Here is a 13,585-nt window from a genome sequence, read left to right as displayed (position 1 = left end):
CGCCCTGGTACCCATCCGCCCCGTTTTCACCCTCCCCGTTCTGGCTTCCCGTGCTTTTCTGTTGCATTTGTCTGCGTAGAGTATTATTTTCTAACAAGTATAGAGATCTGCTGAAGGGATGGGATGAGACGAGCGTGCACAGCCCTCGCCGTTATCCTCCTGCCGGCCCTGCTGGCCCCAGCTGCAGCCGCCGAGATCCCCAAGGAGGCGGCGCGGCAAAAGATGGAGCTGCAGAACATCCGGGAGGAGATCAAGCGGCAGGAATCAGCACTCAGCCAGCGCAAGCGCGACGAGAAGGCTGCCACGGACTATCTGGCCAAGCTGGACCGGGAGATCGACATCTCGCACGCCTACCTGAAAGAGCTCAACGGTGATGTCGAGCGGCTGGCGCAGCAGGTAGAGGTGCGCAGCCAGCGCGTCCGCCTCCTGGCTGCTGAAAAGGATACACTCGCCTCCTTCGTGAAAAAACGGCTGGTCTCCTTTTACAAGCATGGCCGGGCCCAGGAGATCGATCTACTGCTCAGCATCCGTTCGCTGCAGCAGGCCCAAGTGTGGATGCGTTACCAGAAGATGATTGCCGATGCTGACCGCCGCAACCTGCAGTCTCTGGCACTCCGGCAACAGCAGCTGGAAAAGGAAGCGATCTATCTGCGTCAGGAGAGGGCGGATAAGGCGAAGGTGCTGAACGAGCGGACGGCGGAGGAGCAGGCCTTGCGCCGCAGCCGTGAGAAGCGATCGGCCTATCTGCTTACGGTGCGCAAGGATAAAAAGATTTTGGAGCAGCGTCTCCGCGACAGCCGAGCTTCCGAGAAGCAGATTCTTGCGCTCATTACTAAAGCCGAGCAGGCGCGCCTGAGCGCCAGTGCACGCAAGCCGCAGCAGCCGTCAGCGACCGTGACCGCTCCGGTCGTGTACAGCGGCCGTTTCGCCGGGATGAAGGGCCGGTTAACCTGGCCCGTGCGCGGCGCAGTGGTCAGCCGGTTCGGCCGGCAGCGCCATCCCGAGCTCAACACCATCACCGAGAATCTCGGCATCGACATCAAGGCCCGGGAGGGCGGCACGGTGGTGGCGGTCGGCGATGGCCGGATCCAGACGATCACCTGGCAGCGCGGCAGTGGCAACATCGTCATCATCAGTCACGGCGACGGTTTTTATACCGTCTATACGCATTTGGAGGAGATCCGCGTCAGCCAGGATGATCCGGTTCGTCAGGGCCAGGCGATTGGCACCGTCGGCGAATCGGGTTCGTTTAACGGTTCGGTCCTTCATTTTCAAATCTGGAAAAACACCCGCAATCTGGACCCCGAGGAATGGCTGGGATGAGATGCGGCTGTGTTCCCCTCTTGAGGCCTGAAAGAGATTCATGAGTTTCGCACAGATCATCGGCCAGAACCGGCCGAAGGAGATCCTGGCGCGGGCGCTGCAAACCGGCCGGATCCCGCATGCCTATCTTTTTGCCGGTCCCGCCGGCGTAGGCAAGGAGGCCCTGGCCATCGAGATGGCCAAAGCGCTGCTATGCAGCGGCGGTGGCGAGAAGCCCTGTGATCTCTGCAGTGCCTGCCGGCGCGCCAGCCGTTTCGGGCACCCCGATTTTCTCTACCTCTTTCCCATGCCCAAGACGGCGAGCGTCGAGGAGGAGCGCCGGGTGCTCGACAGCCTCATCCGCGATCCCTACCAGCGCGAGCTGCCCTGGGCGGCTCCGACCATCGGCATCGAGCGCATCCGCGAGCTGCGGCGCGTCACCAGTCTCAAGCCCCTCGAGGGGCGCCGCGTCGTGATCATCGCCGAGGCCGATCGGATGACGCCGGAGGCCAGCAACGCCCTCCTCAAGCTCCTCGAGGAGCCCCCGGCCGAGATGCAAATGATCCTGACCACCTCACGCGATGCCGGGCTGCTGCCGACTATCCTGTCGCGCTGTCAGCGGATCGACTTTACCCTGCTGACCAATGCCGAGGTCGCTGCTGCCCTGGTGGCGCGCAAGGGGACGACGGAGCAGCAGGCGCAGTTGGCGGCGCGCATCGCCCAGGGCAACTTCCGCTATGCCCAGGAGCTCCTCGAGGAGAATCTCCAGGAGCGCCGCAATCTGGTCATCGAAGCCCTGCGCATTTGCCTCAAGGACGACGGGACCCGCATGGAATGGGCCGAGGAGGTGCTCGACGAACTCGACAAGCGCGAACAGCGTGAGTTTTACAGTCTGATGCTGGTCTGGTTCCGCGACGCCCTGGTGCTTTCCGCCAATCCCGAGGCGGCGGCGCAGGACCAACTGGTCAATATCGACCAGCTGGAGGTGATGGCCAATTTTGTCAAGGCTTTCAGCGAGATCCGGTTCGACATAATCTTTGCGGAGCTGGAAAAGTCCATTGAAATGGTCGACCGCAATGTGCATCCCACCCTTATCCTGATGGTGCTGCTGACGCGGCTGAATCAAAATTTAATTCTCAAAGGCCGAACAGTATGATGGTTGAAATTGTTTTCAAGGGGGAGCGCAAGGATATCTACGCCAATCCCCAGGAATTCCCCTTCCGACCGGGTGATTATGCGATTGTCGAAGCGGAGAAGGGTGAGGATCTGGGCGTGGTGAACCAGCTCGGTTCGGTGCTCGAGCGTAAAAAAGGGGATGCTGTGCTGCGCAATATCCTGCGCAAGCCCACCCCGCGCGATCTCGATATTTACCACCAGAACCGCAGCCGGGAGTTTGAAGCCTATCAGATCTGCCGCAAGCGGATCGCCGAGACCGGCCTCGAAATGAAGCTGGTGGACGTCGAATACCAGTTTGACGGCAATAAGGTGACCTTTTATTTTACGGCAGAAAAACGGGTCGATTTTCGCGAACTGGTGAAGTATCTCGCCAATGTCTTCAAGGTGCGTATCGAGCTGCGCCAGATCGGAGTACGCGACGAGGCCAAGCGAGTCGGAGGGTATGGCACCTGCGGCCGCAAGTTGTGCTGCACGACTTTCCTCAAGGAGTTCGAACCGATCACCACCCAGTGCGCCAAGGAGCAGAACCTGCCCCTGAATCCGCAAAAGCTTTCCGGACTTTGCGGCCGGCTGCTCTGCTGCCTGATGTACGAACGCGATTTTTACCGCCGCCAGATGTCGAAACTACCACGGATCGATTCCCGGTTCCAGACCCCTCTCGGAGAGGGGCGCGTCGTTCACGTCGATGTTTTTAATGAGCGCATCACCCTATCCTTTTCGCCGGAAAAACAAGAGACCTTCGAGCTGGCGGAGATGGAACAGTTCACCCTGATCTCCGCCCCGGAGGCGGAATAGCACGGAAAAGAGAAGACTACCCATGAGTACGCCTGAATCCTTCAAGCGCCTTCTGGTCACCAGCGCCCTGCCCTACGCCAACGGGCCGATCCATCTCGGCCATCTCGCTGGGGCTTATCTCCCCGCGGATGTCTATGTGCGCTACCAGCGCCTCAAGAAACGCGATGTGGTCTTTATCTGCGGGACCGATGAGCACGGCGTGCCCATTGCCATCGCCGCCGAAAAGGCGGGGGTGACGCCGCAGGCGATCGTCGATAAATACTGGGCCGATCATTTCGACACCTTTACCCGATTCGGCATGAGCTTTGATCACTTTTCGCGCACTTCCGCGCCGATGCAGCACAAGACCGCGTCCGAATTCTTCCAGGTCATTTATGATAAGGGCTATCTCGTCGAGCGGGCGATCGAGCAGTTCTATTGCGAAAAGTGCGCCCGCTTTCTCGCCGACCGTTTCGTCGAAGGTGAGTGTCCGCGCTGCCATCGTCCCGGGGCGCGCGGGGATCAATGCGAGGCGTGCGGCAGCTCGCTCGAGCAGACCGAGCTGATCAACCCCTACTGCAAGGTATGCGGCAGCACCCCGGTACTACGCCAGACCCGACATCTCTTCCTAAAACTCAATGAATTCCAGCCCCTGCTTGAGGAGTGGTTAGCGGGGAAAAAGGAGTGGAAGGAGAACGTACTCAATTATGTTCGCGGCTGGTTTAATGAAGGGCTGGGCGAACGCGCGGTGACCCGCGACCTGAGCTGGGGCATCAAGGTGCCGGTCGCCGGCTACGAGGACAAGGTGATCTATGTCTGGTTCGAAGCCCCCATCGGTTACATTTCGGCCACCAAGGAGTGGGCGGAGAAAAACGGCCGGCCCGAGGCGTGGAAGGAGTACTGGTTCCAGCCCGACACCAAGCTGGTCCATTTCATCGGTAAGGACAACATTGTCTTCCATGCCGTGATCTGGCCGGCGATGCTGATGGGGCACGGCGGTCTGGTCCTGCCGGCGGATATCCCGGCCAACGAGTTTCTCAATCTGCAGGGCGAAAAGCTCAGCACCAGCCGCAATTATGCGGTCTGGCTTGGCGAGTATCTCGACAAGTTTCCGGCCGATCCACTAAGGTATTATCTTGCGGTCAACGCCCCAGAGACCAAGGATTCCGATTTCATTTGGGAGGATTTTCGGGGGCGCAACAACAGCGAGCTGGCCGATATTCTTGGCAATTTTATCAACCGCACGCTCACCTTTGCGCGCAAGCAGTTTGCCGGTGCAGTCCCGGAGTGCGGCCCGCTCGACGGGCTGGATGAACAGATGGTGCGGACTCTGGCGGAGGCGCCGGAAAAAATTGGCGACCTGCTGGAGCGCTACGAGCTGCGCAAGGCGGCCGCAACCCTGATCGACGTCGCCCGCTCGGCCAACAAGTATTTCAACGACCAGGAGCCCTGGCGTACGGCGCGTGAGAACCGGGAAAAATGCGCCACGACGATTCACCTCGCCATCCAAGCTTGCCAGACTCTGGCGGTGCTGATGGAGCCCATCCTCCCCTTCTCGGCTGAGAAGGTCTGGGCCATGGTCGGCGGCGCCGGCAGCGTCCATGACCAGGCTTGGGACGGCTGCGGCGGCCGCCATCTAGTGGCGGGACACCTCCTCGGCCAGGAGCAAATCCTCTTCACCAAGATCGAGGAGAGCCAGATCCGCCCGGAGGTGGAGCGGCTGCGCGCGATCTCGGCGGCCCTGAAGGCTGCAGCAGACGGCACCGCGGCCCCCGCGGAGGCCGCGGCCGAAGAACCGCGCATCACCTATGATGAGTTCGCCAAGGTGGATCTCCGTGTGGCCCGGGTGGTCAAAGCGGAGAAGGTAGAAAAGGCGGACAAGCTGCTCCGCCTCGAGTTGGAGGTGGGCGGCGAAACGCGCCAGATCGTCGCTGGAGTGGCCAAACATTACACCCCGGAAGAGATGGTTGGCCGTACCATCATCATCGTCGCAAACCTGCAGCCTGCAGTGATCCGCGGCATCGAGTCCAACGGCATGCTTCTCGCCGCCGAGGACGCCCAGGGACGGATGGCGATCCTGTCGCCGCAGGGGGAGATCGATTCAGGTGCGAAGGTGAAATGATCCCCTATCTGGTCGACACCCATGCCCACCTCGATTTTGATCAGTTCGATGCCGACCGCGAGGAGGTGCTCGAGCGCGCCGAAATGAATGGCGTGCGGCAAATTATCACCATCGGCATCGATCTGGCCACCAGCCGCAAGTGCGTGGCCTTGGCGGAAAAATACTCCATGGTCTATGCTGCTGTGGGCATCCATCCTCATGATGTCGCCAAGGCCGGCAGCGAGGATCTTGCGGAGATCGAAAGCCTGCTGCAGCATCCCAAAACAGTCGCCCTCGGCGAAGTCGGGCTCGATTTCTATTACTATTACTCCCCCGAAGAAATGCAGCGCAAGTATTTGCGCCTTTTTCTCGATTGGTCGCTGGAGATGGGGAAGCCCCTGATCATCCATACCCGTGATGCGGATGAGGCGATCCTGACGATCCTGCGCGAACGCAGCCGGGCCGGATGGCGCGGGGTTTTCCACTGCTTCTCCGGCGACGCCCACATGACCGAGAAGGTGCTGGAGATGGGATTTTATATCTCTTTCACCGGCAATCTCACCTTCAAGAATTCCACATCGGCTATGGTGATGCACGCGGTGCCGCTGGAGCGGCTGATGGTCGAGACCGACTGTCCTTTTATGGCGCCGGTGCCGCACCGCGGCAAGCGCAACGAGCCCGCCTATGTCCAGCTCGTAGCCCAAAAGGTCGCCGAGGTCAAAGCGTGCTCGGTCGCGGTTGTGGCGGAGCGGACGACAGCCAATGCCGCAGCCCTATTCGGTCTGCCTCTATTATGAGCGGCGAGTTGATCCTCCTCATTGCCGCGGCTGTTCTGGTCGCCAGCGTCCTGCTGAGCAAGGTCTCGGAGCGCTTCGGCGTGCCGACTCTGCTGCTTTTCCTCGGCATCGGTATGCTGGCTGGCTCTGACGGTCCCGGCGGAATCTATTTCGATAATGCGCGCATGGCGCAAGCCCTCGGCACGGTGGCCCTCGCTTATATTCTTTTCGCCGGCGGCCTCGAGACCGATGTCGACGCCATGCGACGGGTGGTCCGGCCGGCGGTGTCCCTGGCCACCCTTGGGGTTCTGGCGACAGCCCTGACAACCGGCCTCGGCATCCATTATCTGCTCGGTCACTCGTGGATGGAGAGCCTGTTGATCGGAGCGATCGTCTCCTCGACCGATGCGGCCGCGGTTTTTGCGGTGCTGCGCTCGAAGAATGTCGGCCTCAAGGAGCCGCTCCGCCCCCTGCTCGAGCTCGAGTCGGGGAGCAACGATCCGATGGCGGTCTTTTTGACAGTCGGACTGATCGAGCTCATCCGCAATCCCGCCCGGCCGGTGCTGAGCCTGATCCCACTTTTTCTGGAGCAGATGATTATCGGACTGGTCCTGGGCTATCTCACGGCCCGGATATTCATCCACATCATCAACCGGGTCAAGCTGGACTATGAGGGCCTGTATCCGGTTCTCGCGCTGGGCTGGGTGCTGTTGACCTATGCCCTTACCGCCTGGCTCAAAGGCAGCGGCTTTCTCGCCGTCTATATCACCGGCCTGGTGCTGGGCAAGAAGAGCTTTTCGCACAAGAAGAGCCTGATCCGCTTTCAGGATGGCATAGCCTGGCTGATGCAGATCCTGATGTTCCTCACCCTGGGGCTGCTGGTTTTCCCCTCGCAGCTCATTCCGGTAGCCGGTCAGGGTTTGCTGGTCGCCCTGTTCCTCATATTGGTAGCGCGGCCGGCCGCCGTCTTTTGCAGTCTGATCCCCTTCCGTTTCAGTTTCCGTGAAAAACATCTTATATCGTGGGTGGGACTGCGCGGCTCGGTGCCGATCGTCCTGGCCACCTTTCCCATGCTGGCGGGGCTGGACCATAACCATTATATCTTCAATCTGGTTTTCTTCATTGTCATCTCCTCGGTTCTGCTCCAGGGCACCACCATCCCCCTGATGGCGCGGCTTGCTAAAGTCGATGCCCCGCTGGTGCGCCAGCGCCGCTATCCCATCGATTTTGATAACTCAGAGGCCATGAACCTAGAGCTGGTGGATCTTTTTGTGCCCTATGGATCTCAGGCGGCGGGGCGGCAGATCCTTGAGCTGGGTTTTCCCAGGGATTGCCTGATCACGATGATCTCGCGCAATGAGAAATTCATCATGCCGGGGGGATCAACCGTCCTTGAAGAGGGGGATGTGCTGCTCATCCTTTCCAGCCCGGAGAATCTGTCGGTAGCGCGCGAAATTCTGGAGAAACGCCGGGAAGAGAGCACGACGGGGGAGTGACGGGTCAGGGACGGAGCGGCATCGCTCCGCGGGGAGGAGCAACGGGATGGCATGGCAACGGTATCGAATAACTGGAGAATCAATGCTATGGACTATCTGACCGGCAGGGCCGGCCGTGACGAAAAGAGCGACCTCGTGGTCGAGATCGAGATGCGCCCGGAGGGCGGACTAGAGATCCAGGTCAACAGCTCGGTTAAGGCTCTTTTCGGCAAGGCGATCGCGGCCGCCGCTGCAGCGGCGCTGCAGGAACTGGGTATCGGGCATGCCCGGCTGATGATAAACGACAAGGGAGCGCTGGATTGGGTGATCCGGGCGCGGATCGAGGCGGCCGCCCGCGCCGCAGGTCACAAGGCGGCCCTCAAGCCGCCTGCCGCGGCGCCGCGCCCGCCGGCCGAGCGGAACCGGCTGCGGCGGACGCGCCTTTATCTGCCCGGCAGCACCCCCGATCTCATGCTCAACGCCCATCTCTTCGGAGCGGACTGTCTGATCCTCGACCTCGAGGATTCGGTGGCCCCCCCGGAAAAGTTCGCAACGCGCATCCTGGTTAAGCACGCCCTCAGGGCGCTGGAATTCGGGAACAGCGAGCGTATCGTGCGCATCAATCCCCTGCAGACCCCCTACGGCGCCGACGATCTCGCCGAAATCGTCGCCGCGGCCCCGGATACCCTGCTCATCCCCAAGTGCGAGAGCGCTGCCGATGTGCGCGCCGTCGAGGAGCAGGTGGCGGCTTTGGAGGCGAATGCGGGGCTCTCCCAGCCTCTGCTCTTCATGCCCCTAATCGAAACCGCCCGGGGCGTGCTCCATGCCTACGAGATCGCCACGGCGAGCAGCCGGAACATCGCCCTCTGTTTCGGCGCCGAGGATTTCACTGCCGATCTCGGGGTTGAGCGCACTGTTGAGGGCAAGGAACACTTCGTGGCGCGCAGCCTGATTGTGCTGGCGGCCAAAGCGGCCGGGATTCAGGCGATCGACACGGTCTACGCCGATGTGCAAGATGAAGAGGGGCTGAGCGCGAGCGCCCGCGAAGCGATGGCCCAGGGCTTTGACGGAAAGGGGGTGATCCACCCGAGCCAAATCAAGCCGGTGCATGCGGCCTTTTGCCCCTCAATGGAACAGATCGAGAAGGCGCAGAAAATAGTGGCCGCCCTGGAGGAGGCCAAGGCCAAGGGGTCGGGGGTGGTCTCCCTCGGCACCAAGATGATCGATGCCCCGGTTGTGGCGCGTGCGCAAAAGGTCCTCGAGCGCGCCCGCGCCCATGGCGTTCTCGGAGAGGAAGAAAAGCTATGAGTATGGTGAAGAACAGTCTCGGGCGCTTGGTGCCCACAGAAGTCAATGGCCGCAGCGTGCGGCCTTTCATGGGGGCCCATGTAGATGCCGGTGGAGGTATGCGCTACGGCGGCAGGATTCCCGCTGCTTCCCGCTACGGCAACAAGCTGCTGGCCGATCTCGATGCAGCGATCGACGCCTGCGAAATCCGCGATGGTATGGTCCTCTCCTTTCATCATCATCTGCGCAACGGCGATTTTCTTGTCAATCTGGTCATAGACAAGCTGGCAGCGCGCGGCCTCAGGGATCTGGTCCTCGCCCCTTCAGCCCTCTTCCCGACCCATGGTAAGCTGGCCGAGTATATCGAAAGCGGTGTCATCTCGCACATCGAAGGCTCGATGAACGGTCCCATCGGCCGCGCCTGCTCCCTAGGCAAGATGAAAAAGACTGCGATCTTGCGTTCGCACGGCGGCCGTTACCGCGCCATCCAGGACGGCGATCTCCATATCGATGTCGCCTTTATCGCCGCCCCCTGCGCCGATTCCCATGGCAACGCCAACGGGGTCAATGGCCCCTCGGCCTGCGGCCCGCTCGGCTTCGCCCTGGCCGACTCCCTTTTTGCCGACAAGGTGGTGGTGGTGACCGACCATCTCGTCGATTTTCCATGCCATCCCTGGAGTATTGAGGGAGGGAACGTCGATTATGTGGTGCAGATCGATTCCATCGGCGACCCGAGTCAGATCGTCTCCGGCACGACCCAGATCACCCGCTCACCTACCCGCTTGCTCATCGCCGAATATGCCGCCCGCCTCGTCAAGGAGTCGGGCATCATGACCGAACCCCATTTCAGCTTTCAGGCCGGAGCCGGCGGGGTCTCACTCGCCTTTGTCAAATACATGAGCGATCTCATGCGCGAGGCGGGGGTGGTGGCCGATTTTGTCCGCGGCGGTTCGACAAAATATATGGTCGAGATGCTCGAGAACGGCCTCGCCCGTTACATCCTCGACGGCCAGAGCTTTGACCTCGACGGAGTGCGTTCCCTGCGCGACAATCCCTGCCACATCGAGACCAACCCCTTCGTCTCGTACGATTACCATACCAAGGGCTGCTTCGCCCAGATCCTCAAGGTCTCGGTGCTGGGGGCGACCGAGATCGACCTCGATTACAACGTCAATGTCAACACCCATTCCGATGGCTGGCTGCTACACGGCATCGGCGGTTTCACTGACGCGGCCGATGCCGGGGTGACCATGATCACAGCTCCCCTGGTGCGCAGCCGGCTGCCGATCGTCCTCGACCGCGTCACCACCGTGACCGCGCCGGGCGAGATGATCGACGTAGTGGTGACCGAGCACGGCGTCGCCGTCAATCCCCTGAGGCAGGATCTGATCGACCGGCTCAAGAGGAGCACCCTGCCTTTAAAGACGATCGAGGAACTGCGCGACATCGCCGCCCGCCTGTCGGGTGTGCCTGAAAAACCGCAGTTCACCGACCGTGTGGTAGCGGTGATCGAGTTCCGCGATGGCACCCTCATCGACGCGGTCCGCGAGCTGGTGCCGACGGAGTGATCCCGCAGCGGGGCCTAATTCTTTTTGTTTGCATATTTTATCAAAATAAAGTATATTTCTCGGTTATATCCGCAAACCCATTCCATTTCTGGAGGTTTTTCATTCATGCAACGAGCGCTCATTTTCAAGGTTATCTTCGTATTGGCTTTAATCGTCGTGGCCGTAGTTTCGATGCTGCCGACCTTTCAGCTGAACGACGCGCAGGATCAAGAATCCGCGCTGATCGCCAAACTGGCCAAGCTGTCCGGCCTGAGCCGATCGGATATCGAGGTCGGTGTGACCAGCGGTGAGTTGGAAGGGCAGGTGCGCCGGTCGGTTTCCCAGGGCAATCAGGACGAAGCCTTGCTAGTTGCGGACCAGTTGATCAAACTCAATACCCGGATCACCAAGCTCCAGGGACGGGCGATCCGCCGCGGTCTCGATCTGCAGGGCGGCACCTACCTGGTCTATGAGATCGACCTAAAGCAGTATCTTAGCGAAAATGCCAAGAACAAGGACTCAAGGTTGGATGATATCCTCGCGGCCACCCAGCGCGACTATGAAAACCGCGGGATCGACTTTTTCAAGGCCTTGCAGGATAATTTTGCCAGCCGAGATGTCAAGCTGAGCCGCTATTTCGGTCGTCGCGGCCAGACGGAGGATGAGATCGTCAAGGATCTGCAAAAGCTCAGCAAGGATGCGGTCGACCGCACCCTGCAGGTGCTGCGCAACCGCGTCGACCAGTTCGGCGTCTCCGAGCCGAGCATCACGCCGCAGGGCCACAGCCGCATTCTGATCGAGCTGCCGGGTATCCAGAATATCGAGCGCGCCAAAAAAGTCATCGGCACCACCGCCCTCCTCGAGTTCAAGTTGGTCAAGGATCCTGAAATTGTCTGGTCGGTGCTGAATGACATCGACAAGGTTCTGCGTGCCAAACGCAAGGGGCTGGATCCCGTCGCCGCCAAGGCGGACACCACGGTGAAAACAGGCGACAAGGCCTCTGAGAAGCAGCTCAGCCTCAACGAGCTTTTCGGTGAAAAATCCGGGAGCGAGAGCACTCCGGAGGACACCTCGGTGGTGGTGGATCAAGCGACCTTTGAAGAGAAGCCTTTCACCTCGCTTCTGCGTGGTCTTCCGGGCCGTTACTCCGATGTGGTGTCGGTCCCGTCGCAGAACGTCCGCGCTGTGCAGCGCGCCTTGCAGCTCCCTGAGGTCCAGGCGGTCATCCCCAGCGATGTGCAGGTACTTTGGGGAACGCGTCAAGTCGCTATGAACGACCAGTCCTTCCAGCGTCTTTATGTGGTCAAGAAGGAGCCCGAGTTGCTCGGATCGATGCTGAGCAATGCGGATGTGAATATCGATGGCAGCTCGTCGAGTCTGCGCGCCGGTCAGGCCGAGGTGCATATGGAGCTCAATCCCGAGGGAACCAAGACCTTCGCTAAGGTGACCGGCATGAATGTCGGCAAGCAGCTGGCGATCGTCCTGGACGGCCGCGTGGAATCGGCTCCGAACATCAAGGAAAAGATCCCCTCCGGCAGTGCCCGTATCGATGGCATGGGCAGCATGGAGGAAGCGCAGGACCTCGCCCTGGTTTTGCGCGCTGGCGCTCTCCCCGCTCCGGTCAAGGTTCTTCAGGAAGACACGGTCGGCCCGTCGCTGGGCCAAGATTCCATTAACAAGGGCCAGACCTCTGCTCTGATCGGTCTGGCGCTGGTGATGATCTTTGTGATCGTCTATTATAATCTGGTCGGCCTGGTCGCCGATTTTGCCCTGATACTCAACGGACTCTTCGTCATGGCGATCATGGCCGGATTCGGATTCACCCTGACGATGCCTGGCATCGCCGGTTTTATCCTTTCCGTGGCCATGGCCATCGATTCGAATGTGCTTATCAATGAGCGTATCCGTGAGGAACTGCGCGGCGGCAAGACAACACGCGCGGCCATCGAACAGGGCTACAGCCGCGCCCTGATCACCATCCTCGACTCTAATATCACCACGCTGATCACCGGCGCGGTGCTTTACACCTTCGGCACGGGCTCGGTCAAGGGATTCGCGGTCACCCTCTGTATTGGTATTCTCGTGAGTTTGTTCACCGCTATCTATATCACGAGACTGATCCTCGATATCGCCACAGTCCGTTTCGGCGTGAAAAAACTAAGCATCTGAACCGGCTGGAACGGCCTTTTCCTCAAGGAGAGAGAAAGCGTATGGAATTTTTCAAGAAGACCAATATTAATTTTATCGGCATGCGTAGAATTACCTATGCCTTTTCGATCATCAGCTTTGTGCTCGCCATTATCTTTCTCTTCATCAACGGCGGGCCGAATTACGGCATCGACTTCACCGGCGGCACCTCGATTCAACTGAAATTTACCACACCCACCGACCCGGGGCAGATCCGCTCGGCCATCAGCGGCGCCGGCTTTGGCGATGCCGAGATCAAGAACCTCGGCGAGAAGAGCGCCAATACCTTCATTATCCGCATCGCTCAGATGGGGGATGAGGCCAAGACCGGTGGACTAATTTTGCAGGAACTCAACGCCAAGCTGGCAGACCATCCTTATGATGTGCTAAGCGTCACGGAGATCGGTCCCAAGATCGGGGGCGAGCTGCGCAGGGGCGCTCTTTACTCGGTCCTTGTCGCTCTGATCGCCATGCTGATTTACATCAGTTGGCGCTTTGAATTCAAGTTCGCGGTCGGCGCGGTCATCGCCCTCTTTCACGACGTTGTTTTCGTCCTTGGCATTTATACCGCGCTGGGCCTCGAGATGTCGCTGACGTCACTGGCCGCCTTTCTCACCATCGTCGGTTATTCGATCAACGACACCATCGTCGTCTACGACCGCATCCGCGAGAATCTCAAACTGATGCGGCGCGAATCCCTGGGACATATCATGAATGTCAGCGTCAACCAGACCCTGAGCAGAACTCTGCTCACCGGCGTCTCCACCCTGGTGGTCCTGCTGGTGCTCATCTTGGCCGGCGGCGAGGTAATTCACGGTTTCGCCCTGGCGCTCTTTATCGGCACAATCATCGGAACCTATTCCTCCGTATTTGTCGCGAGTGTGCTGGTGCTCGATTGGCAGAACTATCTCGACCGGAAGAAACAAGCGAAAACAGCGGCGCGCGTGGCCCGGTAATGCA

General features: G+C 60.1%; 10 protein-coding genes. All 10 read left to right on the top strand.

Features of this window, described 5'->3' with window-relative positions:
* Nucleotides 1–123 precede the first annotated feature (123 nt).
* The 10 genes from PLH32_00185 to secF all read left to right on the top strand — a co-directional run bounded on the left by PLH32_00185 (nt 124) and on the right by secF (nt 13,581).
* Nucleotides 124–1,323: a peptidoglycan DD-metalloendopeptidase family protein gene (locus PLH32_00185; GenBank protein HQJ63005.1), complete on the top strand. Its 1,200-nt coding sequence runs from the start codon at nt 124–126 to the stop codon at nt 1,321–1,323.
* Between the two features lie 40 nt (nt 1,324–1,363).
* Complete coding sequence (holB, locus tag PLH32_00180) at nt 1,364–2,458, top strand: DNA polymerase III subunit delta' (protein ID HQJ63004.1); 1,095 nt, start codon at nt 1,364–1,366, stop codon at nt 2,456–2,458.
* Entirely contained in the window at nt 2,455–3,273 is an 819-nt protein-coding gene (locus PLH32_00175) for a stage 0 sporulation family protein (GenBank protein ID HQJ63003.1), read from the top strand. Before holB ends, PLH32_00175 begins: the two co-directional genes overlap by 4 nt.
* A gap of 22 nt (nt 3,274–3,295) precedes the next feature.
* Nucleotides 3,296–5,374, top strand: coding sequence for a methionine--tRNA ligase (gene metG / locus PLH32_00170; GenBank protein ID HQJ63002.1), 2,079 nt, complete (start codon nt 3,296–3,298; stop codon nt 5,372–5,374).
* The gene (locus tag PLH32_00165) at nt 5,371–6,150 is read left to right on the top strand and encodes a TatD family hydrolase (protein HQJ63001.1); all 780 of its coding nucleotides are present in this window, start codon (nt 5,371–5,373) and stop codon (nt 6,148–6,150) included. Before metG ends, PLH32_00165 begins: the two co-directional genes overlap by 4 nt.
* Entirely contained in the window at nt 6,147–7,625 is a 1,479-nt protein-coding gene (locus PLH32_00160; GenBank protein HQJ63000.1) for a potassium/proton antiporter, read from the top strand. The genes PLH32_00165 and PLH32_00160 overlap by 4 nt, the downstream gene beginning before the upstream one ends.
* A 51-nt stretch (nt 7,626–7,676) precedes the next feature.
* Nucleotides 7,677–8,912 carry a citrate lyase acyl carrier protein gene (gene citD, locus PLH32_00155; GenBank protein HQJ62999.1) on the top strand — a complete coding sequence of 412 codons (1,236 nt, stop codon included), beginning with the start codon at nt 7,677–7,679 and terminating at the stop codon, nt 8,910–8,912.
* Nucleotides 8,913–8,914: 2 nt separating this feature from the next.
* Entirely contained in the window at nt 8,915–10,459 is a 1,545-nt protein-coding gene (citF, locus tag PLH32_00150; protein ID HQJ62998.1) for a citrate lyase subunit alpha, read from the top strand.
* 105 nt (nt 10,460–10,564) lie between these two features.
* Entirely contained in the window at nt 10,565–12,607 is a 2,043-nt protein-coding gene (gene secD, locus PLH32_00145; GenBank protein ID HQJ62997.1) for a protein translocase subunit SecD, read from the top strand.
* A 41-nt stretch (nt 12,608–12,648) separates the two neighbouring features.
* The gene (gene secF, locus PLH32_00140) at nt 12,649–13,581 is read left to right on the top strand and encodes a protein translocase subunit SecF (GenBank protein ID HQJ62996.1); all 933 of its coding nucleotides are present in this window, start codon (nt 12,649–12,651) and stop codon (nt 13,579–13,581) included.
* Nucleotides 13,582–13,585 lie beyond the last annotated feature (4 nt).

This window comes from bacterium, from assembly GCA_035419245.1.
Lineage (GTDB): Bacteria > Zhuqueibacterota > Zhuqueibacteria > Residuimicrobiales > Residuimicrobiaceae > JAKPUX01.
The sequence above is the reverse complement of the archived record's forward strand: the minus strand, read 5'-3'. Positions and strand labels throughout refer to the sequence as shown.

Bases quoted from the DNA above. Each gene is read 5' to 3' on its own strand.
- PLH32_00185 (HQJ63005.1), top strand. From the start codon at position 124: ATGAGACGAGCGTGCACAGCCCTCGCCGTTATCCTCCTGCCGGCCCTG.
- holB (HQJ63004.1), top strand. From the start codon at position 1,364: ATGAGTTTCGCACAGATCATCGGCCAGAACCGGCCGAAGGAGATCCTG.
- PLH32_00175 (HQJ63003.1), top strand. From the start codon at position 2,455: ATGATGGTTGAAATTGTTTTCAAGGGGGAGCGCAAGGATATCTACGCC.
- metG (HQJ63002.1), top strand. From the start codon at position 3,296: ATGAGTACGCCTGAATCCTTCAAGCGCCTTCTGGTCACCAGCGCCCTG.
- PLH32_00165 (HQJ63001.1), top strand. From the start codon at position 5,371: ATGATCCCCTATCTGGTCGACACCCATGCCCACCTCGATTTTGATCAG.
- PLH32_00160 (HQJ63000.1), top strand. From the start codon at position 6,147: ATGAGCGGCGAGTTGATCCTCCTCATTGCCGCGGCTGTTCTGGTCGCC.
- citD (HQJ62999.1), top strand. From the start codon at position 7,677: ATGGCAACGGTATCGAATAACTGGAGAATCAATGCTATGGACTATCTG.
- citF (HQJ62998.1), top strand. From the start codon at position 8,915: ATGGTGAAGAACAGTCTCGGGCGCTTGGTGCCCACAGAAGTCAATGGC.
- secD (HQJ62997.1), top strand. From the start codon at position 10,565: ATGCAACGAGCGCTCATTTTCAAGGTTATCTTCGTATTGGCTTTAATC.
- secF (HQJ62996.1), top strand. From the start codon at position 12,649: ATGGAATTTTTCAAGAAGACCAATATTAATTTTATCGGCATGCGTAGA.